The organism is Ancylobacter tetraedralis (assembly GCF_014195655.1).
Classification (GTDB): Bacteria; Pseudomonadota; Alphaproteobacteria; order Rhizobiales; family Xanthobacteraceae; genus Ancylobacter; species Ancylobacter tetraedralis.
On the sequence record NZ_JACICD010000001.1, the window covers coordinates 546,833 to 566,732 of the forward strand.

18 protein-coding genes are annotated in these 19,900 nt (G+C 69.4%); 12 read left to right on the plus strand and 6 right to left on the minus strand.

Annotation, left to right across the window (positions count from 1 at the left end; all coding sequences use genetic code 11):
- Window positions 1–292: 292 nt before the first annotated feature.
- Entirely contained in the window at window positions 293–775 is a 483-nt protein-coding gene (locus tag FHS55_RS02515) for a DUF2147 domain-containing protein (protein WP_183188092.1), read from the plus strand.
- Window positions 776–831: 56 nt separating this feature from the next.
- Here FHS55_RS02515 and FHS55_RS02520 read toward each other — a convergent pair whose 3' ends face one another.
- Window positions 832–2,577, minus strand: a complete 1,746-nt coding sequence (locus tag FHS55_RS02520; RefSeq protein ID WP_183188093.1) for a chloride channel protein — start codon at window positions 2,575–2,577, stop codon at window positions 832–834.
- A 351-nt stretch (window positions 2,578–2,928) separates the two neighbouring features.
- On the opposite strand from FHS55_RS02520, the gene FHS55_RS02525 reads away from it, so the two are divergent.
- The 11 genes from FHS55_RS02525 to cydX all read left to right on the plus strand — a co-directional run bounded on the left by FHS55_RS02525 (window position 2,929) and on the right by cydX (window position 12,624).
- Window positions 2,929–3,147 (plus strand): YgaP family membrane protein, encoded by a 219-nt coding sequence (locus FHS55_RS02525; RefSeq protein ID WP_183188094.1) that lies wholly within the window; start codon window positions 2,929–2,931, stop codon window positions 3,145–3,147.
- 28 nt (window positions 3,148–3,175) lie between these two features.
- A complete protein-coding gene (locus FHS55_RS02530; protein WP_183188095.1) occupies window positions 3,176–4,057 on the plus strand; it encodes an MBL fold metallo-hydrolase in 882 nt (293 codons plus the stop codon).
- Between the two features lie 4 nt (window positions 4,058–4,061).
- On the plus strand, window positions 4,062–4,418 hold the full coding sequence (locus FHS55_RS02535; RefSeq protein WP_246339764.1) for an ArsR/SmtB family transcription factor: 357 nt from the start codon (window positions 4,062–4,064) through the stop codon (window positions 4,416–4,418).
- Window positions 4,415–4,873: a YeeE/YedE family protein gene (locus tag FHS55_RS02540; protein WP_246339766.1), complete on the plus strand. Its 459-nt coding sequence runs from the start codon at window positions 4,415–4,417 to the stop codon at window positions 4,871–4,873. Before FHS55_RS02535 ends, FHS55_RS02540 begins: the two co-directional genes overlap by 4 nt.
- A gap of 3 nt (window positions 4,874–4,876) precedes the next feature.
- On the plus strand, window positions 4,877–5,293 hold the full coding sequence (locus tag FHS55_RS02545; RefSeq protein ID WP_183188096.1) for a DUF6691 family protein: 417 nt from the start codon (window positions 4,877–4,879) through the stop codon (window positions 5,291–5,293).
- Between the two features lie 182 nt (window positions 5,294–5,475).
- Entirely contained in the window at window positions 5,476–6,093 is a 618-nt protein-coding gene (locus tag FHS55_RS02550) for a MarR family transcriptional regulator (RefSeq protein ID WP_183188097.1), read from the plus strand.
- Window positions 6,090–7,835: a thiol reductant ABC exporter subunit CydD gene (cydD, locus tag FHS55_RS02555; RefSeq protein ID WP_183188098.1), complete on the plus strand. Its 1,746-nt coding sequence runs from the start codon at window positions 6,090–6,092 to the stop codon at window positions 7,833–7,835. The genes FHS55_RS02550 and cydD overlap by 4 nt, the downstream gene beginning before the upstream one ends.
- A complete protein-coding gene (locus FHS55_RS02560; RefSeq protein WP_183188099.1) occupies window positions 7,832–9,520 on the plus strand; it encodes an amino acid ABC transporter ATP-binding/permease protein in 1,689 nt (562 codons plus the stop codon). The genes cydD and FHS55_RS02560 overlap by 4 nt, the downstream gene beginning before the upstream one ends.
- A gap of 69 nt (window positions 9,521–9,589) precedes the next feature.
- The gene (locus FHS55_RS02565) at window positions 9,590–11,167 is read left to right on the plus strand and encodes a cytochrome ubiquinol oxidase subunit I (protein WP_183188100.1); all 1,578 of its coding nucleotides are present in this window, start codon (window positions 9,590–9,592) and stop codon (window positions 11,165–11,167) included.
- Window positions 11,168–11,171: 4 nt separating this feature from the next.
- Window positions 11,172–12,329 (plus strand): cytochrome d ubiquinol oxidase subunit II, encoded by a 1,158-nt coding sequence (gene cydB / locus FHS55_RS02570; RefSeq protein ID WP_183188101.1) that lies wholly within the window; start codon window positions 11,172–11,174, stop codon window positions 12,327–12,329.
- Between the two features lie 121 nt (window positions 12,330–12,450).
- Window positions 12,451–12,624: a cytochrome bd-I oxidase subunit CydX gene (gene cydX / locus FHS55_RS02575; RefSeq protein WP_183188102.1), complete on the plus strand. Its 174-nt coding sequence runs from the start codon at window positions 12,451–12,453 to the stop codon at window positions 12,622–12,624.
- Between the two features lie 64 nt (window positions 12,625–12,688).
- On the opposite strand, the gene FHS55_RS02580 is transcribed toward cydX, so the two are convergent.
- The 5 genes from FHS55_RS02580 to FHS55_RS02600 form a co-directional block, all read right to left on the minus strand.
- Complete coding sequence (locus FHS55_RS02580; protein ID WP_210286848.1) at window positions 12,689–15,751, minus strand: efflux RND transporter permease subunit; 3,063 nt, start codon at window positions 15,749–15,751, stop codon at window positions 12,689–12,691.
- A 134-nt stretch (window positions 15,752–15,885) separates the two neighbouring features.
- Window positions 15,886–17,100: an efflux RND transporter periplasmic adaptor subunit gene (locus FHS55_RS02585; protein ID WP_210286817.1), complete on the minus strand. Its 1,215-nt coding sequence runs from the start codon at window positions 17,098–17,100 to the stop codon at window positions 15,886–15,888.
- Between the two features lie 119 nt (window positions 17,101–17,219).
- Entirely contained in the window at window positions 17,220–17,978 is a 759-nt protein-coding gene (locus FHS55_RS02590) for a phosphodiesterase (RefSeq protein WP_183188104.1), read from the minus strand.
- Window positions 17,975–18,787, minus strand: a complete 813-nt coding sequence (locus FHS55_RS02595) for an inositol monophosphatase family protein (protein ID WP_183188105.1) — start codon at window positions 18,785–18,787, stop codon at window positions 17,975–17,977. Before FHS55_RS02595 ends, FHS55_RS02590 begins: the two co-directional genes overlap by 4 nt.
- A complete protein-coding gene (locus FHS55_RS02600) occupies window positions 18,784–19,878 on the minus strand; it encodes a LacI family DNA-binding transcriptional regulator (RefSeq protein ID WP_183188106.1) in 1,095 nt (364 codons plus the stop codon). The genes FHS55_RS02595 and FHS55_RS02600 overlap by 4 nt, the downstream gene beginning before the upstream one ends.
- Between the last annotated feature and the right edge of the window lie 22 nt (window positions 19,879–19,900).

Genomic DNA, 19,900 nt, shown 5'->3' on the forward strand with positions numbered 1-19,900 from the left:
CGCCCGCGCGCTCGTGGGTCGGCGTCCCCCAGCGGCGCGCCGCTGCCTGGCGGTCCGAAAGCGCCCTTGTCCCGGCTCGAACACAGTTCGTTAGCGAAAGAATCCATTTCTGGAGCGCTTCCAGACGAAAAGGGTCTGTGGCCGGAAAATCTATCTTGTACGACAATGTCATCCTCTGTCACGCCTTGGGCATCGTGTTGGTATTCGCGATGCCGGAGCGGTCCGTGCGGAGGCTTAGGAGGTCGAAGCCGCAGCGCCGGATGGGCGCGGGGCCGGATACGTGAGCGCAACAATGAAACGGATATGGCATCTACTTGGCGTCGTGCTGACCCTGCTCGGCGGCGTCGCTCCCGTCCTGGCGGATACGCCCGATGACATTCGCGGCGTGTGGATGACCGACGATTCGCAGGCGGCGGTGGAGTTGATGTCTTGCGGCAGCTCGGTCTGCGGAAGGATCGTCTGGCTCAAGACCCCCGTCATGGACGGGCAGCCGCTGCGCGACATGCGCAACCCGAATGCCGACGCGCGCAGCAGGCCCCTGTGCGGGCTGTCAATCATCGGTGGACTGCGCCCCAATGACGACCGCTTCGAGAATGGCTGGGTCTATGATCCCGTCTCCGGCGGGCGCTACCGGCTGAGCGCCGAGTTGAGATCCAGCGGGCGACTGGCCATTACCGGCTTCATCGGCGTCGAATCGCTCGGCCAGACGCGGGAATGGCGCCGCGCGCCCTCCAGCCTCGGGCGCTGCTCGGACCCGCAGACGCGCCAGAGCTGAAGCCCGGCGCAACCTGAAGCGCGCGGCGCCAGACGTTGCGCGCGTCGTCCGCCGGCTCAGTCCAGCGGCTCGCCGGTGATTTCGCCGAGCCGCCGCGCCATCTCGTCGCTGTAGCGCTTCACCGCGTGAGCCTCGCTGAGCAGGCCGACGATCCGCCGCTCGGCATCGACAACCGCGAGAGCATCCGCCTCCACCCGTGAAAAGGTGGCCAGCGCATCGCGCAACGTCATGCCGGGGGCGAGCGTTTCGCCGGCATGGGTCAGCAGCGCGCGCAAGGTCGCGGGGGCATCGGCCTTGCCATCACTCTCCGCCTCGGCCTCGAACAGTGCGGTGGTGGAGACCATGCCGGCATAGAACCCGCTTTTCTCGCTGGCGACGAGATAGGGGGTGGAGCCCGGCGGATAGGCGCGGCACGCCTGCGCCAGCGGCGCATCGGCATCGACAAGGGGCACCTCGCGGCGCATCAGGCTGGAGACGGTAAGTTCGCGTAGCCAGCCAACATCATGCGCGCCGCGGATGTTCTCGCCGCGCAGATGGAAGCGCCAGGTGGTGAAGGAGAAGCCGAACAGCCGGCGCGTGGTGAGCGAGGCGGTCGCGGCGGCGGCGAGCACCGCGAGCGTCAGCTTGAGGTCGCCGGTAATCTCCAGCGCCAGCAGCGTCATCGTCATCGGCCCGCCCACCACCGCCACCGCCAGGGCGCTCATGCCGATGAGAGCGTAGAAGGCATGCGAGGCCACGAGGCCGGGCAGCACGAGGTCCAGCCCCGCGCCATAGGCCCGCCCGGCCAGCACGCCCATCAGCAGCGAGGCGAAGAACAGGCCGCCGCGAAAGCCGGAGCCGATGGAAACCGATGAGGCCACCACCTTGGCGACCAGCAGCAACCCGAGCACCGTGAACGAATCGCCCGAGACAATGAAATGATAGACCGCGCCGTGACCGGCCGAGAGCACCGCCGGGTTCCACAGCGCCAGCGCGCCGACGATCAGACCACCGACGGCCGGCCTCAAGACCTGGGGCAGGGCCGAGCGGCGGAAACCACTTTCCACCAGCGTGACGCCGCGCATGACCGCGATGCCGACCAGCGCGCAGACGAGGCCAAGCAGCAGCACCGCCGGCCAGTCGCCCAGTGTCGGCGGATCGAGGGCCGGCAGCACGGGCACGGGCGTGGGTTGCAGGATCTGCCGGGTAAGCGAGGCGGTGAAGCTCGCCGTCATCATCGGCACGAAGGCGGGAATGGCATAGGTGCCGAGCACCAGCTCGAAGCCGTAAAAAGCGCCCATCAGCGGCGCGTTGAAGGCGGCGCCGATGGCCGCGCCCGCGCCGCAGCCGACCAACAGGCGCAGATCGGCGCGCCGCAGCCGCACCGCCTGGCCGATCCGCGAGGCCGCGCCGCTCGCGGCCTGCGTATAGCCCGCCTCCAGCCCGACCGAGGCGCCGACGCCGCTCGAGAACATCGTCTGCACCGCGACGATGGCGCTGTCCTTCAGCGACATGCGCCCGCCATGCAGCGCGTTGGCCTCGATCGGATCGACCGGCGGAGCGGTGGCCCGGCGCGTCGCCAGCCAGGAGCCGACGCCGAAGACGAGGCCGCCGAGCGTGGGTCCGAGCAGCAGCAGCGCCGGCGCCATGCCGGATGTGATGGACAGATGCGCGTCGAGCGGGATGCGGAAGATGAACTCGTGCATCGCCTGCGTCGCCGCGTTCATCACGACGACCGCCAAACCCGCGGCAACGCCGACCAGCGCCGCCAGCAGCACAATGCCGATCTCGCTCGCGCGAATGAGCTGCCGCAGCGACCGCATCTCGGTCTCAGGCGTGGATGATGCCGGATCGGAAGCCACTGTCACTCGCCAAACCCTGCCGTGCCGACATCTGCCGTGCCGATATCGGCCGCGTCTCCGCGAATATCGCCACCCGGGAGCCCATCCGGCGAAGAACCCCTCACGATAGGCTCTAATTCATTTCAGGCGCCCGGGAAATCGCCGGATCCGCAGTGACGGGATACCCGCGGCCTCCTCGGCTGCCGGTCCGTCGAGCGAGGGCAGCATGGATGCGTATTTATACTTGCATAAAAATAGTTGCAATAAAATGCAATCGTTTTATCCAAGAGACGACAGGAACATCCCTGCCGGCCCCGTTGGAGGGTGAAGCCCATGAACCACAATATCGGACGCACCGACCGTGCCCTGCGCGTCGTCGTCGGTCTCGCGCTGCTCTCACTGCTGGTCGTGGTCGAGGGCGATCTGCGCTGGCTGGGGCTCATCGGCCTCGTGCCTTTGCTCACGGCGCTGGTCGGCAACTGCCCGCTCTATTCGATGCTCGGCGTCTCGACCTGCCCGCGTCGTGCGGGCAAGCTCGACCGGCGCTCGTGATACCCCGACGCGGCGAGGCCCCGGCATCATGAGCCAGAAACCCGAGGTGACCGGGTTCTTCGATCCGCGCACCTCGTCGATCCAGTATGTCGTGGCCGATCCGGCGGCGCGGCGCTGCGCCATCGTCGATCCGGTGCATGATTTCGATGAGAAATCGGGCCAGACCGCTACCGCCAGCGCGGACCGCCTGCTCGCCTTCATCGCGGACAAGGGGTACGCGGTCGAGTGGATCCTCGATACCCACCCCCATGCCGACCACTTCTCGGCCGCGCACTACCTAAAGGCCCGGACCGGCGCGCCGACGGCGATCGGCGAGCGGGTGAAGGACGTGCAGGAATTGTGGAAGGGCTTCTATAACTGGCCGGATTTCCCCGCCGACGGCTCGCAATGGGACCGGCTCTTCACGGAGGGCGAGCGCTTCGCGGTGGGCGGGATCGACGCGCGCGTGATGTTCTCCCCCGGGCACACGCTGGCCTCCATCACCTATGTGATCGGCGATGCGGCCTTCGTGCACGACACGCTGTTCATGCCCGATAGCGGCACCGCGCGGGCGGATTTTCCCGGCGGCAGCGCGACCACGTTGTGGGCGTCGATCCAGCGCATCCTGGCGCTGCCGGACGAGACGCGGCTGTTCACCGGCCATGATTACCAGCCGGATGGCCGCGCCCCGGCCTGGGAATCCACCGTGGCGGCGCAGAAGGCGGAGAACATCCACCTCACGCGGTGCCGCACGGGGGCGGAATTCGTCGCCCTGCGCGAGGCGCGCGACCGCAGCCTGCCCATGCCCCGGCTCATCCTGCAATCGCTGCAGATCAACACCAATGGCGGGCGGCTGCCGCTGCCGGAATCGAATGGGGTGCGCTATCTCAAGATCCCGCTCGACCTGCTCACCAATACCGCCTGGGATTGAGACCATGCCCGACGCGCTGAACCCGGAAGCCGCGCAGATGAAGGCGCGGGTTGATGAGGCCTCCGCCTTCCTCAAGAAGCTGGCCAATCCCGACCGTCTGCTGGTGGCCTGCGCGCTGGTGGACGGGGAGCGCTCGGTGCGCGAGCTGGAGGATCTGCTCGGCATCCGCCAGCCCGGCCTGTCGCAGCAACTCGCCGGCCTGCGCGTCGCGGGGCTGATCACCGGGCGCAAGGAGGGCAAGCAGGTGTTCTACCGTCTCGCCGATCCCCGCGTCGAAACCTTCATCACCACCCTGCACGGGCTGTTCTGCGCGCCGGCGACACGCGGTGCCGGCGGGGCCGAGAACGAGGTATCGCCATGACAGGCTTCACGTCGACGATTTTTCCGCTGACCGACTTCACGCCCGTCGCCTCCTTCCTGGGCGGCGCGCTCATCGGCCTCAGCGCCGTGCTGCTGCTGCTGGTCGAAGGGCGCATTGCCGGCATCAGCGGCATTGCGAGCCGGTTGCTGCCGCCCTACCGGGAGGGTGGCTTTGCCGGACGGCTGGCCTTCATCGCCGGCCTCATCGCCGCGCCCTTCGTGGCCGGTGCCGTGACGGGCGCGCCGGTTGTGCAGACGGTCTCCTCCAACCTCCTCCTCATGCTTGCGGCGGGGCTGCTGGTCGGCTTCGGCGCGGTATGGGGCGGAGGCTGCACCTCCGGCCATGGCGTGTGCGGCATGGCGCGCCTGTCGCCCCGCTCGTTCGTTGCGACCGGCGTTTTCATGACGGCCGGCTTTCTCACCGTCTTCCTCGTGCGTCACGTGATCGGAGGCTGAGCCATGTCGGTTCTGGTCAATCTCGCTCTCGGCCTGCTGTTCGGCCTCGGCCTTGTCCTTTCCGGCATGAGCGATCCGGCCAAGGTGCTGAATTTCCTCGATCTCGCCGGCAGCTTCGATCCCTCGCTCGCCTTCGTCATGGGCGGGGCGGTGCTGGTCGCCTTCATCGGCTTCCGCCTGACGCTGCGGCGCGAGCGGCCCGTGCTGGCGCCGCGCTTCCAGCTGCCGACCCGGCGCGACATCGATGCGCGGCTGATCCTCGGGCCGGCGCTGTTCGGCATCGGCTGGGGGCTGGGTGGTTTCTGCCCCGGCCCGGCCTTCACCGCGCTCGGTCTCGGGGCGAGCGGCACGCTGGTCTTCGTCCCCGCCATGCTCGCCGGCATGTGGGCGGCGCGGGCGCTGGCCGAGCGCCGGGCCTGAAGGGCCGGCCTGAACAGCTGCCGCCAGCGCGGGAGCGGGGCGGGGTGGGACGATCCGTCCACCCCCGCGGTGACGAAATCGACAAATCGCGGATGGGCGGGAGTGCGAAAATGGAATACATGCTGGCCACTAATTTCAGAAACTTCTGAAATCACCGTACGAAACTCGTCGGGGCCAGCGCCGTGAATCTGCCGCCGCTCATACGTTCCTTTGTGCTTCATTTCGGCGAAATGGGCAGCCGGTGGGGCATCAACCGCACGGTTGGCCAGATCTACGCGCTGCTCTATGTGGCGCCCCGGCCGCTCTGCGCGGATGACATCGTCGAGGCGCTCGGCATCTCGCGCTCCAATGTTTCCATGAGCCTGCGGGAATTGCAGGCGTGGAACCTCGTCGTGCTGAAGCACCTGCCAGACGACCGGCGCGACTTCTTCACCACCCCGGACGACGTGTGGCAGATCCTGCGGACGCTGGCGGAGGAGCGCAAGAAGCGCGAGGTCGACCCCACCCTCTCGGTGCTGCGCGAGATCCTGATGCAGCCGGCCGGCAGCGAGGAGGAGGCCCACGCGCAGCGGCGCATGGCGGAAATGCACGATCTCATCGAGCAGCTGACCACCTGGTATGATGACGTGAAGCGGCTGGAGACCGAGCGTCTCGCCACGCTGCTGAGCCTCGGCTCGAAGATCACGCGGCTGCTGGAAACCAAGGACCGCATCGTCTCCTTCGGTCGAGCCCGGAAGTCCGAGCGGCCCGGTGAGCGCCGCAGCGGCGGCGCGACACCCGGCAAGGACCCGGAAGAATGAGCGAGACGAGCGCCGTTCCCGCCCCATCCTCCTCGGCCACCTCCTCGGCCAGCCGGACGACGCTCTCCGGCCGCCGTGGACGGACGGGCGCGGCCGCGCTGAGCCGCGCCGAGCGTCGGGCTATCGGCCTGCAGGTGGCGGCCGCGCTCATCTGGGTGCCGCAGGCCGCGCTGCTCGCCTACGCGGTGGCGGGCATTGCCGATGGCGCGGGAATGAGTGCGGCGCTGCTGCCGGCTCTCGGTCTCGTGCTGCTCGGCGCCCTGCGCGCGGGGCTGGAGGCCGCCGGTGGGCGGCTGGCCTTCCGCTTCGCCCGGGCCGAGCTGTCGCGGTTGCGGGCGCTGGCGGCCCTCGCCCTGATGCGCCGCTCGCCGGTTGACGCCGGCCGCGCGACCTCCGGCCTTGCCGCCAGCGTGCTGGCCGAGCAGGCGGAGGCGGTGGTGCCCTATCTCGCCCGCTTCCGGCCGGCCCGGTTCAAGGCGACCTGCGTGCCGCTGGTCCTGCTCGCCTTCGTGCTGCCGGTCTCCTGGGCGGCGGCCTTCGTGCTCGCCTTCGCGGCGCCGTTCATCCCGCTATTCATGGCGCTGATCGGCTGGCGGGCCAAGGAGGCGAGCGAGGCCCAGCTGGTCGAAGTCGGCGGCATGAACGCCTTCCTGCTCGACCGGCTGCGCGGGCTCGCCACCATTCGCGGGCTCGGCGCGGTGGACGCGACGGCCCGGCGCCTGCGGGTGGATGCGGAGAGCCTGCGCCGGCGCACCATGGTGGTGCTGCGCATCGCCTTCATGTCCTCGGCGGTGCTGGAGCTATTCTCCGCCGTCGCGGTCGCGATGGTCGCGGCCTATATCGGCCTGCACCTCCTGGGCTCCCTCGAATTCGGCAGTTGGGGCCACAGGTTCGGGCTGGGTGAAGGCCTGTTCGTGCTCCTCCTCGCCCCGGCCTTCTTCGATCCGCTGCGCGAACTGGCGGCCGCCTGGCATGACCGGGCGGCGGGGCAGGCGGCGCTGGCCGCCCTTGAGCAACTGGCGGAGCCCGGCCGGCCGGTCGTCGGTGGCGATGTGCCGGTGGCCCCCGTGCCCGCCGGTGGCGGCGCCCCGGCGCTGGCGCTGGAATCGGTTTGCTTCCGGCATGCCGGCACGGATGCGGCGGTGTTCCACGGGTTTGACCTCACCGTGGCGCCCGGCGAGCATGTCGCGCTGTTCGCGCCGAGCGGGGCGGGCAAGTCGACGCTTCTCGCGCTGCTCGCCGGTCTTGCCGCGCCGGAAGCGGGCCGGATCCTGATCGACGGCGAGCCACTGACGGCGTTGAGCGCCGACCGGTTGCGTGCGCGCATGGCCTATATCGGCCAGCAGCCGCATATCTTCGCGGGCACGCTGGGCAGCAATGTCGCGCTCGGCCGGCCGGGGGTGGATGCGCCCGCCATCCGCGCCGCCATCCGCGCCGCCCGGCTGGAGCGGGTGGCGGCGGCGCGCGGTCCCGCGCCGATCGGCGAGGGCGGGCGCGGCCTGTCCGGCGGCGAGGGGCTGCGCCTGGCGCTGGCCCGCCTTGCGGCGACGCCGTCGGCCGGGCTCATTCTCGCCGATGAGCCGACCGCACATCTCGACAGCGACACGGCCGGCGAGATCACCGAGGCGCTGCTGCAACTCGCGCGCGGCCGGACGCTGATTGTGGCCACGCATGATCCGGTGCTCGCGGCGCGGATGGACCGCATCATCCGCCTCGCGCCGAACGGGGAGATCGCGTCATGACCCGGCTTCGCTCCCTCGGCGCGATCCTGCGCGTGTTCTTCGCCGAGCGACGCCTCGCGCTGGTCGCCGGCGCGCTGCTGGCGGCGCTGACGCTGGCGGCGGGAACCGCGCTCCTTGGCACCGCCGGCTGGTTCATCACCGCCACCGCCATCGCCGGACTGAGCGTGGCCGGCGCACTGGTCTTCGACATCTTCGTGCCCTCCGCCGGCATCCGGCTATTCGCCATCATCCGCACCGCGGCGCGCTATGGCGAGCGGGTGGTGACGCATGATGCGGCGCTGGCCGTGCTGGCGGGCCTGCGCGAAAGGCTGTTCCGCGGCTGGGCCGAGCCGGAGGCGGCGGGGCGGCTGGCCGACCGGCCGGCGCGGCTGCTGTTCCGCCTCACGCTGGATATCGACGCGCTTGATTCGCTTTACCTGCGGGTGCTGGTGCCGGTTGCCGCGGCGCTGGTGGTGACACTGGGCGCTGTCCTCGTCATCGGCCTGATCGACCTGAACACCGCGCTCGTCTTCGGGCTCGTCGTGCTCACCTGCGGCATCGCCATCCCGCTGATCGGCCTGCGGGCCGCGCGGCGCCCGGCGCGCCGCCGGCTCCATGCGCTGGAAGTGCTGCGCTCGCGCGCGGTCGACCTCGTCGCGGGCCAGAGCGAGTTCATCATGGCCGGTCGCCTCTCGGCCGCGCGCGACGGGCTGGCCGCCGCCGATGCACGCCTCGCGGCGGCGGACGACGCGCTGAACCGGGTGGAGATGTTCATTTCGGCCGGCTTCGGCATCGCCGGCGCGGTGCTGCTGGCGCTGATGCTGGTCATCGTCGCCGCCCTCACCGCCGGCGGCGGGATGGACGCCCCGATCGCCGCGCTGGTTCTCCTGGTGGCGCTGGCGGCGTTCGATCCCTTCGCTGCCCTGCGCCGCGGGGTGATTGAGGCCGAGCGCGCGCTCATCGCGGCGGGCCGGGTCGCTCCGCGCCTCAAGCGCCAGCGCGCGGCGGTGCCGCGCCACGCGCCCAAGGCGGGGATGGCGGCCGAACTCGCCGCTGTCGACCTCGCCCCTCCCGGCGCGGCGCGGCCGGTGCTGCGCCATCTCGACCTCTGCGTGCCGCTGGGCGAGACGCTGGCGCTGGTCGGCCCCAGCGGGGTCGGCAAATCCACCCTGCTCGCCGCGCTGGCCGCCGAGATCGCGCCGGCGGCGGGCACGCTCGCAGTATTGCCGGCGACGCTGCTCACCCAGCGCACGGAGTTGTTCCTCGACAGCCTGCGCGGCAATTTGCTGCTGGCGGATCCTGCCGCGAGCGATGTGGAACTGACGGCCGCGCTGGATGCGGCCGGGTTGTCGGCGGTGGTGGCGGGCCTGCCCGAGGGGCTGGACACCCGGCTCGGCGAAGCGGGGCTCGGCCTCTCCGGCGGGCAGGCGCGGCGGCTGACGCTGGCCCGGCTTATCCTGCGCGACGCTCCGCTCTGGCTGCTCGACGAGCCGACCGACGGGCTCGACGGACCGACGGCGCGGGACGTGTTGCGCCGCATCAAAGCGAATGCCGGCCGGCGGACTATCATCCTCGCCACTCATCTCGCGCGCGAGGCGGAGATCGCCGATCGCATCGCCGTCCTCGCCGATGGCGCGCTCCACACCCTCACCCGACGCGGCGAGCCGGGCTTCACGGCGGCGCTCGCCGCGCTGCGGCCCGACTGACACGCCTTTCCGGCGCCGCGCCCGTGCGGTGCCACAAGACCAGGAGACCGGACGCAACCGGAGACCACGATGGAACTTGATGTCGTCGACCTCTCGCGCCTGCAATTCGCAATGACGGCGCTCTACCACTTCCTGTTCGTGCCGCTGACGCTGGGCCTTTCCGTGCTCCTTGCCATCATGGAGACGGTCTATGTCATGACCGGCCGGCGGGTCTGGCGCCAGATGACCAAGTTCTGGGGTGTGCTGTTCGGCATCAATTTCGTGCTCGGCGTCGCCACCGGCCTGGTGATGGAATTCCAGTTCGGTATGAACTGGAGCTATTACTCGCATTATGTCGGCGACATTTTCGGGGCGCCGCTCGCCCTCGAAGGGCTGATGGCATTCTTCCTTGAGGCGACCTTTGTCGGCTTGTTCTTCTTCGGCTGGGACAAGCTGTCCAAGGTGGGCCACCTGATCGCCACCTGGGCGGTGGCGGCCGGCTCCAATTTCTCCGCGCTGTGGATCCTGGTGGCCAATGGCTGGATGCAGAACCCGGTGGGTTCGGAGTTCAACCCGCAGACCATGCGCATGGAGGTGAGCGATTTCTTCGCCGTCGTGACCAACCCGGTGGCGCAGGCGAAGTTCGTGCACACCGTCTCGGCCGGCTATGTGACAGCCTCGATCTTCGTGCTGGGCGTCTCCGCCTGGTATCTGCTGAAGGGCCGGCATATCGAGATCGCCAAGCGCTCGATGACGGTGGCCGCCTCCTTCGGCCTCGCAGCTTCGCTCTCCGTCGTCGTTCTGGGCGACGAGAGCGGCTATCTCACCACCGAGCACCAGCAGATGAAGCTCGCCGCCATCGAGGCCATGTGGGAGACCGAGCCGGCGCCCGCCGCCTTCACCGTGTTCGGCTTCCCCAGCGAGCAGGACCGCGAGACGCATTTCGCGGTGCGCATTCCGTGGGCGCTCGGCCTCATCGCGACGCGCTCGCTCGACACCGTGGTGCCGGGCATCGAGCAACTGGTCAACCATGCGGAGGAGCGGATCCAGAGCGGCATCCTTGCCTTCGACGCGCTGCAGAAGATCCGCGCGGCGGGCTCCACGGCGGCCATTCCCCCCGCCGTCAAGGATGCCTTCGAGGATAACGGCATGGATCTCGGCTATGCGCTGTTGCTGAAGCGCTATGTTGACGATCCGCGCACCGCGACGCCCGAGCAGATCAAGGCGGCCGCCTGGGACACGGTGCCGAGCGTGCCGACGCTGTTCTGGGCCTTCCGCATCATGGTCGGGCTCGGCTTCTTCTTCATCCTGCTGACGGCGGTGTTCTTCTTCCTGTCGGCGCGCCGCACGCTCGACCGCTACCGGCCGCTGCTGTGGCTGGCCGTGCTGGCCATCCCGCTGCCGTGGATCGCGGCGGAAATGGGCTGGGTGGTCGCGGAGATCGGCCGCCAGCCCTGGATCATCGAGGGCGTGCTGCCGACCGCCGCCGCCGTGTCCAGCCTCGGCGCGGCCACCGTGCTTACCACCATCGTCGGCTTCGCGGCCCTCTATACCGTGCTGATCATCATCGAGATGACGCTGATGATCCGGGCCATCCGCAAGGGGCCCGAGCCGGACGAGGATCCTGAAGCCAATCTCATCCCCGCCCATCTCGTCGCCGCGGAGTAGGAACATGGTTCTTCACACGCTCATCGACTACGACACGCTGCGCGTCATCTGGTGGCTGCTGCTCGGCGTGCTGCTGATCGGCTTCGCCGTGATGGACGGTTTCGACCTCGGCACCGACATCCTGCTGCCCTTCGTCGCCAGGACCGACCTGGAGCGGCGTATCGTCATCAACTCGGTCGGGCCGGTCTGGGAAGGCAACCAGGTGTGGCTGATCCTCGGCGGCGGCGCCATCTTCGCCGCCTGGCCCCAGCTTTATGCGGTTTCCTTCTCCGGCTTCTATCTCGCCATGTTCGCCATCCTGTTCGCGCTCATCCTGCGGCCGGTGGGCTTCAAGTACCGCTCGAAGCGCGAAGGCCGGCTGTGGCGCGGCGCGTGGGACTGGGCGCTGTTCATCGGCGGGCTGGTGCCGGCGCTGGTGATGGGCGTGGCCGTGGGCAACGTGCTGCAGGGCGTGCCTTTCCACCTGAACAACGACCTGCGCATCTTCTATGACGGCTCCACGCTGTTCGAACTGCTCAACCCCTATGGGCTGCTCGCCGGCCTGCTCTCCGTGGCCATGCTGACCATGCACGGCGCCGGCTGGCTGGTTCTGAAGACCGACGGGCTGGTGGCCGAGCGGGCGCGCAGGTTCGGCGCCATCGCGGCGCTGGCGACGGTGCTGCTGTTCGTGCTGGGGGGCGTGTGGCTGTTCCTCGGCATCCATGGCTACCGCATCACCAGCGTGATCCCGGTGGCCGGGCCGTCCAACCCGCTGGGCAAGACCGCCGAGGTCGCGGCGGGTGCGTGGTTCGCCAATTATGCCGCGCATCCCTGGATGCTGGCCGGACCCGTGCTGGGCATTCTCGGCGCGCTGGCGGCGTTCGCCCTGCTGTGGGCGCGCAAGGAGGTAACGCCGGTGCTGGCGAGCGCGGTGTCGATCTTCGGCATCATCTCGACGGTGGGGCTGACAATGTTCCCCTTCATCCTGCCGTCCTCGGTCGATCCGAAATCCAGCCTGACCGTGTGGGATTCCTCGTCGAGCCACCTCACGCTGTTCATCATGCTGGTCAGCGTCGCAATCTTCGTGCCGATCATCCTCGCCTACACCAGCTGGGTGTACCGCGTGCTGTGGGGCAAGGTGGATGCGGGCGAGATCCAGAAGGACAACAGCCACGCCTATTGAGAGGCGGAGCCCTTCCGGCGAACTCTCGTTCGCCGGAAGGGCTCGAGAGGATCGTTTTGACACGCTTTCGTCACGCGAACCGGAATCCGCTTCGCTCGAAAACGCTCAAGGGAGAATGCAGATGTGGTATTTCGCCTGGCTGCTCGGCCTGCCGCTCGCCGCCGCCTTCGCGGTGCTGAACGCCATGTGGTACGAGCTGATCGATGATGCCAAGCGGGCCGGTCCTCCGGTCAAGCCGGCCCCGGCGCGGACGGTGCCCGCGCGCCCGGCTGTCGCCACCCGCCGGCGCAGCTGATCCAGCGCTCAACGGACCGCCCCGGTGCGCGCCGTCGGCGCCGGTCGGGGCGGACCTTTCCCGCTCACTCGGCCGGGGTGGGGGCGGGCGTGGCGCCCGGCAGGGGACGGGCGCTGAACCGGGCCTGCAGCCGCGCGAGATAGAGATAGACCACCGGCGTCGTGTAGAGGGTGAGCACCTGGCTCAGCGCGAGGCCGCCGACCATGGCGAAGCCCAGCGGCTGGCGCAGTTCCGATCCCGTCCCGGTCCCCAGCATCAGGGGCACGCCGGCCAGCAGCGCCGCCAGCGTGGTCATCAGGATCGGCCGGAAGCGCAGCCGGCAGGCCTCGGTGATCGCCTCCTCCGGGCTCATGCCGCGGTCGCGCTCGCCGGCAATGGCGAAGTCCACCAGCATGATGCCGTTCTTCTTCACGATGCCGATCAGCAGGATGATCCCGATAATGCCGATCACCGAGAGGTCGAACCCGCCCGCCCACAGCGCCAGCAGCGCACCGATGCCGGCCGAGGGCAGTGTCGACAGGATGGTGAGGGGGTGGATGTAGCTCTCATAGAGCACGCCGAGAATGACATAGACCGCGAACAGCGCCGCCGCGATCAGCGCCGGCTCGCTGGCCAGCGCGCTCTGGAACACCTGCGCGCTGCCCTGGAAGCTGCCGGAGAGGGTTGAAGGTGCGCCGAGTTCTGCCGAGGCGGCATTGATCACCTGCACCGCCTGGCCCAGCGAGACGCCGGGCTTGAGGTTGAAGGAGAACGTCACCGCCGGGAACTGCGCCTGGTGCGAGACCGAGAGTGGTCCCACCGTCTTGGAATCGATGGTGACGAGGGTCGACAGCGGAATGGCCTGGCCCGAAATCGGCGACTTCACATAGATCTGGTCCAGCGAGCCGATATGCTTCTGCAGCTCCGGCGTCGCCTCGATGATGACCGCATAGGAATCCAGCTGGGTGAAGTACTGCGCCGCCTGGCGCTGGCCGAAGGCGTCGTTAAGCGTGGCGTCGATCACCGCCGGCTGGATGCCGAACCGCGCCGCGCGGTCGCGGTCGATGACGATCTTGAGCTGCGGCGCGCTGCCCTGCTGGTCGCTCGACACGTCGGTCAGTTCGGGCATCTGGCGCAGCCGGGCGAGCAGCTTCGGCGCCCAGCCGTCCAGCTCGTCGAGATCGACGTCGGTGAGCGTGTACTGGTACTGCGCGCGCGAGATGCGCCCGCCGACCGTGATGTCCTGCGAGGGCTGGAGGAACACGGTCGCCCCGCCCACGCCGTTCAGCTTGGGCCGCAGCCGGGCGATGACCTCGGAGGCCGAGGCGTCGCGCGCCTCAAGTGGCTTCAGCGCGATGAAGAAGCGGCCGGTATTGGTGGTGGACGCGCCGCCCGAACCGAGCACCGAGCCGAACGCGGCCACCGCCGGGTCCTTGGCGATGACCTCGCCGAGCGCCTGCTGCAGCCGCTTCATCTCTTCCGGCGACACGTCCTGCGCGGCTTCCGACAGGCCGGTGAGGATGCCGATATCCTGCGTCGGGAAGAAGCCCTTGGGCACCACCACGAACAGCCAGCCGGTGATCGCGACGGAGGCGAAGAACACCATGAGCGTGATGAAGCGATAGCGCATCGCGATCCGCAGCGTCGCCACGTAGAAGGCAAGGATACCGTCGAAGCCGGCTTCGATCCCCCGGTACAGCCAGCCATGCGTGTGCGCCGGCGGCTTGAGGAAGCGCGAGCACAGCATGGGCGTCAGCGTGAGCGAGACCAGCGCCGAAACGGCGATGGAGGCGGTGACGGTGAGGGCGAATTCGCGGAACAGCCGGCCGACAATGCCGCCCATCAGCAGAAGCGGAATGAACACCGCCACCAGCGAGAGGCTGATGGACAGCACGGTGAAGCCGATCTCCCGCGCGCCCTTCATGGCCGCGCTGTAGGCCGGCTCGCCTTCCTCGATGTAGCGCACGATGTTCTCGACCACGACGATGGCATCGTCCACCACGAAGCCGACGGCGATGGTCAGCGCCATCAGCGAGAGGTTGTCGAGACTGAAGCCGAGCGCGTACATCACCGCCGCGCTGCCGGCCAGCGAGAGCACCACCACGAGGGCGGGAATCAGCGTCGCGCGCAGATTGCGCAGGAATAGCAGGATGATCATCACCACCAGGCCGATGGTGAGCGCGAGGGTGAACTGCACGTCCTCCACCGCGGCGCGGATGGTCGTGGTGCGGTCGATCACCGTATCGATGGTCATGCCGGTGGGGATGATGCCGTCGAGTCGGGGCAGGGTCGCCTTGATGGCGTCGACCGTCTCGATGACGTTGGCGCCCGGCTGCTTGAACACGAGCAGCACCACGGCACGCTTCTCGCCGCTCCAGGCCGCGACATTGACGTTCTCCGCCCCCTCGACCGCGTGGCCGACATCGCGCACCTTGATCGGCGCGCCATTGCGATAGGCGAGGATCACGTCGTCATAATCGGCCGCCTTCAGGATCTGGTCGTTGGCGGCGATGGTGAAGCTGCGCACCGTGCCGTTGATCGATCCCTTGGCCGCCTCGGCGGTGGAGGCGGCCAGCGTCGTGCGCACATCCTCGAAGGTCAGCCCGCTGGCGGCGAGTCGCGCGGGGTCCAGCTGGACGCGGATGGCCGGCTTCTGCTCGCCGCCGATCACCACCTGCGCCACGCCCTGCACCTGCGAGAGCCGCTGCGCCAGCACGTTGTCGGCGATGTCGTCCACCTGCGTCATCGGCATTGTGTCGGAGCGGGCGGCCAGGATCATGATCGGGCTGTCGGCGGGATTGACCTTGCGATAGCTCGGCGGCGAGGTGAGATCGTCGGGCAACTGCCGCAGCGCGGCGGTGATCGCCGCCTGCACGTCCTGCGCCGCCGCGTCGATATTGCGGGAGAGCTCGAACTGCAGCGTGATCGAGGTCGAGCCCAGCGTCGAGGTCGACGTCATCTGGTCGAGGCCGGAGATCTGGCCGAAGCGCCGCTCCAGCGGCGAGGCCACCGCCGAGGCCATGGTGTCCGGGCTCGCCCCCGGCAGGCTCGCCGAGACCTGGATGGTGGGAAAGTCCACCTGCGGCAGCGGGGCCACCGGCAGCAGCGGATAGGCGACCACGCCGAGCAGCGCCAGTGCCGCCATCATCAGCGAGGTGGCGATGGGGCGTTCGATGAAGGGGGCGGAAATGTTCACGACGCTGTCCTCGGCACTCGGCTGTCGGCGGTTGATCTAAAGCGCTGTCTTCCCGCGAACGCGAACCCGCGTCGGGTGAGCAGGCTTCAAGGGCCTGTCTTGACGGTGCCATCCTCGGCGAGGTGTTCGCGGCCGGCCTCCTTCTGGCTGTCGCCGCTGATCGCCACCTTCACGTTGGGACGCAGCCGGTACTGGCCCTCGGTCACCACCCTGTCGCCGGCATCCAGCCCCTTGGTCACGACCGCGACGCCGCTGGCGACCTGGCCGGTCTCGATCGGCTTCACGGCGGCGGCGCCGCTCTCGCCCACCACCCAGGCGAACAGCCCGTCCGGCCCGCGCTGCACGGCGGCGACCGGCACGGTGAGCGCGTCCTTCACCGTGTCGACCGAGACCAGCACATGCACGAAGCCGCCGGGCCACAGCCGCTCGTCGTCATTGGCGAACACCGCCTTGAGCCGCAGGGTCGCCGTGCCGGCATCGACGAGATTGTCGATGACGGTCAATTTGCCGGTGCCGAGCACGCCGCCATCGTCGCGGGTGGCGGTGACGGTCACGGCGCCTCGCGCCTGCGCATCCTTCACGGCGTCGAGATCCTTCTCCGGCAGGGAGAAGATCACCGATACCGGCCTGAGCGCGGTGAGCACCGCGATGGGGGTCGTGTCGCTGGTATGGACGATATTACCGGGGTCGACCTGGCGCAGGCCCATCCGCCCGTCCACCGGGGCGGTGACATTGGTGTAGTCGAGATTGGCCTGCGCGGTCTCGATGGCGGCATCGTCGGCGGCGATCGAGGCTTTCAGCTGGTCGACGGTCGCCTGCTGCTGGTCCACCGACTGCCGGCTGGCATAATCCTTCTGCACCAGCTGGGTGTAGCGCGAGAGATCGGCCTCGGCGCCGTGCAACTGGGCCTCGTCCTTGGCCTTGGCGGCGCGGGCCTGGTCGAGGCTGGCGCGGGCGAGGCGCGGGTCGAGCGTGGCCAGCACGTCGCCCGCCTTCACGTTCTGCCCCTCGATGAAGTTGACCGATTGCAGCGTGCCGTCGACCCGCGCGTGGATGTTGATGGTCTGCGAGGCCTGCACCGTGCCGAGGCCGTTGAGCACGACCGGAACATCCCGCCGCTCCACCGGCGCGACGCTGACGCGCACGGTCTGCGACCGGGGAGCGGCCGTAGCCGCGGGCTGCGCGGCATTGGCGCGGTTCTCGCGCCAGAGATAGGCGCCGCCGGCGCAGGCCAGAACGGCACCCATGATCAATGGAACGGCAAGGCGCCCCCGCCGCGAGGCCCTCTGTGCAGTTTCCATCGTCACACTCCGCTGGCGGTCCGGCTAACTCCCCTCATTGTGCGCCGCAACCCGTCATCCGTCTCATTAAATCTTGTTTAGTCACAGTACCTTACGTAAGGCCCGGGTCGTGCGGGCGGTCATCCCCAATCCCGTACCGGAAACTCGTGCGGGTGGACGGTGACGGCGCCGCCGCTCGCCAGGATGACGGCATAGGCCGGCGATTCGAAGCTGACCGCGTGCGGGCCGGTGAAGGTGAGTGCCGACTGATGGTTGGTGCCCCGCAGCGTCGAGAAGGGAATGCCGCCCCAGCTGCCATTTGCCAGCCGGTGCACATGGCCGGCGAAGATGTGCCGCGCATTCTGGTGCCGCCGCAGCACCTCCATGAGCCGGCCGGCATCCGCGAGGCAGGTGTCGTCGAGCGCGGGCACGCCGATCGGGCAGGGCGGGTGGTGCAGGAACAGCAGCGCGTGGTCGGCATCGGCGAGGCTGGCATCGAGCCAGTCGAGGCGGGCGCCGCACAGCCGGCCCTCGATGCGTCCGGGCTCCAGCGTGTCGAGCAGAACGATCCGCATGCCGTCCATGTCGGCGAAAGAGTGGGCGAAGCCGTCCGCGCCGAGCGCCTCGGGAAATACCGCTGCGAAGGCCTCGCGCGCGTCGTGATTGCCGAGCATCAGCCGGAAGGGCGGGACAAGTGCCTCCAGGCGCTCGCCCAGCGCGGCATAGGCGGCCGGTTCGCCGTTATCGGTCAGGTCGCCCGAGAACACGACGAGGTCGGCATCGGAATGATGGAGGTTGAGATCGACGATGCAGTCCTCGAGCCGGGCCAGCGGGTCGCTGCCGAATAATGGCTCGCCCGGCGTCACGAGGTGAAGGTCGCTGACCTGGATGATCTTCATGGCAGAGTCTCCATCCGCGCCGCTTCGATCAGGCCGAGCAGATCCTCGCACAGCTGCGGTGCACAGCCGATGACAGTCCCGCCCGCCGCGAGATCCCCACTGGCGGCGACATCCTGGGTCCAGCCACCGGCCTCGCGGATGAGCAGCAGCCCGGCGAGACAGTCCCAGGCATGCATGTGCGGCTCGTAATAGGCGGCGAGCCGCCCGCAGGACACATGCGCGAGGCTGAGCGCGCCCGAGCCGCTGCGCACGAACATGCCGCCGGCTTCCAGTAGCCGCCGGATGACGGCGGCGATCAACCGCGCGGGCACGCGGAAACTGGCGCCGACCGAAGTGAGGCCGTGCCGCAGGTCGGTGCGCGTATCGACGCGGATCGGGCGGCCGTTGAGCGTGGCCCCCGCGCCGTGCACGGCGGCGAACGTTTCCTGCGCGTTCGGGTCGAGGATGAAGCCGGCCACCGTGCGCCCGCGCTCCACCAGCGCCAGCGCGACGCACCAGTTGGCAATGCCATGGACAAAGCAGCTTGTGCCGTCGATGGGGTCCAGCACCCAGACGAAATCCGAGCGGGCGGGCACGGCACCCGATTCCTCGCCGAGAAAGCCGTCCTCGGGGAAGGCCTGCGCGAGGCGCCCGCGCACCAGCTGCTCCACCGCGCGGTCGGCGATGCTGACCACGTCCTGTCCATTGGCCTTGGCCTCCACCACCAGCGTTTCGACGTCCGCGAAATAGGCCAGCGCGCGGGCGCCGGCCTCGGCGAGGATGGCGTGCGCGGCGTCGATCCGCGCGGTGAGGTGGGCGGGGGCGTTCACGGGTGGGCTCCAATGAGGCTGTCGTTGGCGGCGGGGGTGTCGACCGGCGCCGCCTCGACATGCGAGGCGGCGGCTGCGCGCGTGGTGATGCGGGCCATGAACATCGCGTCGAGCCGGGCGGTGGAAGGGGATGCACTGGGGTCGGCGAGGCGGCGGTCGAGATGGGCGATGGCCTGCGCGGCGATCAGCACCGGATCCTGCCGGAACGTGCTGAGCCCATAGGCGCCCCAGCTGGCTTCGGGAATATCGTCGAAGCCGATGACCGCGAGGTCGCGCGGGATGGCGAGGCCGAAGCGGCCGCGCGCGGCGTCCATCAGCCCGAAGGCGACGAGATCGTTGACGCAGAACACCGCTTCCGGGCGGTCCGCCCGGCCGAGCAGCGCGTCGGCCGCTTCCTGCCCGCCGGCATAGTCGGTGTCGGCACCGCGCACGATGGTCATATCGGCGCCGAGCTGCCGGGCCTCCTGCGCGAAGGCAAGCTCGCGCTCGGTGATGCTGGGGGTGCCCGATTGCGAGCCGGCAAAGGCCAGCCGGCGGAAACCCTGCGCGTGGAACAGCCGGGCGGCCAGCCGCGCGGCCCCCGCATTGTCGATCTTCACATGGTCGCAGCCCGGCTCGGAGCGGCCGATCGACACCAGCGCATGGCCGTTCTGGCGCGCCGTCTCCACCAGCGCGGCGGGCGGCGAGCCGGAAAGGATGATGGTCGCCTCCGCGCGATAGCCGAACAGCGCCGCCTGCGCGGCCTGCAGTTCCGCCTCGGAATGGCCGGTATTGATGACGACGGGAACATTGCCGCGCCGGATCAGCGCCCCCGTCAGCGCCGCTACCAGATGCGCGCGGAAGCCGACCTCGGGCTTTGTCACGACGAGCCCGACCAGCCGGCTGCGATTGGCCAGCAAGCCGCGCGCGAGGTCGTTGACCTGGTAGCCCAGCTCGGCGGCGGCCTGCATCACCTTCTGCCGCGTTTCCGCGGCGATGCTGGCGCCGGGCGTGAAGGCGCGCGAGACCGCCGAGCGCGAGACGCCGGCCAGTTCGGCCACCTGCTGGGCGCTGACGAAACGCCGGGCAACCACCTCGTCCGAGAACGGCATGGCTGAAACCGGGAGGGGGGAA

Bases quoted from the DNA above. Each gene is read 5' to 3' on its own strand.
- FHS55_RS02600 (WP_183188106.1), bottom strand. From the start codon at position 19,878: ATGCCGTTCTCGGACGAGGTGGTTGCCCGGCGTTTCGTCAGCGCCCAG.
- FHS55_RS02565 (WP_183188100.1), top strand. From the start codon at position 9,590: ATGGAACTTGATGTCGTCGACCTCTCGCGCCTGCAATTCGCAATGACG.
- FHS55_RS02580 (WP_210286848.1), bottom strand. From the start codon at position 15,751: ATGATGGCGGCACTGGCGCTGCTCGGCGTGGTCGCCTATCCGCTGCTG.
- FHS55_RS02540 (WP_246339766.1), top strand. From the start codon at position 4,415: ATGACAGGCTTCACGTCGACGATTTTTCCGCTGACCGACTTCACGCCC.
- FHS55_RS02535 (WP_246339764.1), top strand. From the start codon at position 4,062: ATGCCCGACGCGCTGAACCCGGAAGCCGCGCAGATGAAGGCGCGGGTT.
- FHS55_RS02520 (WP_183188093.1), bottom strand. From the start codon at position 2,577: ATGCGGTCGCTGCGGCAGCTCATTCGCGCGAGCGAGATCGGCATTGTG.
- FHS55_RS02585 (WP_210286817.1), bottom strand. From the start codon at position 17,100: ATGGAAACTGCACAGAGGGCCTCGCGGCGGGGGCGCCTTGCCGTTCCA.
- FHS55_RS02530 (WP_183188095.1), top strand. From the start codon at position 3,176: ATGAGCCAGAAACCCGAGGTGACCGGGTTCTTCGATCCGCGCACCTCG.
- cydD (WP_183188098.1), top strand. From the start codon at position 6,090: ATGAGCGAGACGAGCGCCGTTCCCGCCCCATCCTCCTCGGCCACCTCC.
- cydB (WP_183188101.1), top strand. From the start codon at position 11,172: ATGGTTCTTCACACGCTCATCGACTACGACACGCTGCGCGTCATCTGG.
- FHS55_RS02515 (WP_183188092.1), top strand. From the start codon at position 293: ATGAAACGGATATGGCATCTACTTGGCGTCGTGCTGACCCTGCTCGGC.
- FHS55_RS02525 (WP_183188094.1), top strand. From the start codon at position 2,929: ATGAACCACAATATCGGACGCACCGACCGTGCCCTGCGCGTCGTCGTC.
- FHS55_RS02560 (WP_183188099.1), top strand. From the start codon at position 7,832: ATGACCCGGCTTCGCTCCCTCGGCGCGATCCTGCGCGTGTTCTTCGCC.
- FHS55_RS02590 (WP_183188104.1), bottom strand. From the start codon at position 17,978: ATGAAGATCATCCAGGTCAGCGACCTTCACCTCGTGACGCCGGGCGAG.
- cydX (WP_183188102.1), top strand. From the start codon at position 12,451: ATGTGGTATTTCGCCTGGCTGCTCGGCCTGCCGCTCGCCGCCGCCTTC.
- FHS55_RS02545 (WP_183188096.1), top strand. From the start codon at position 4,877: ATGTCGGTTCTGGTCAATCTCGCTCTCGGCCTGCTGTTCGGCCTCGGC.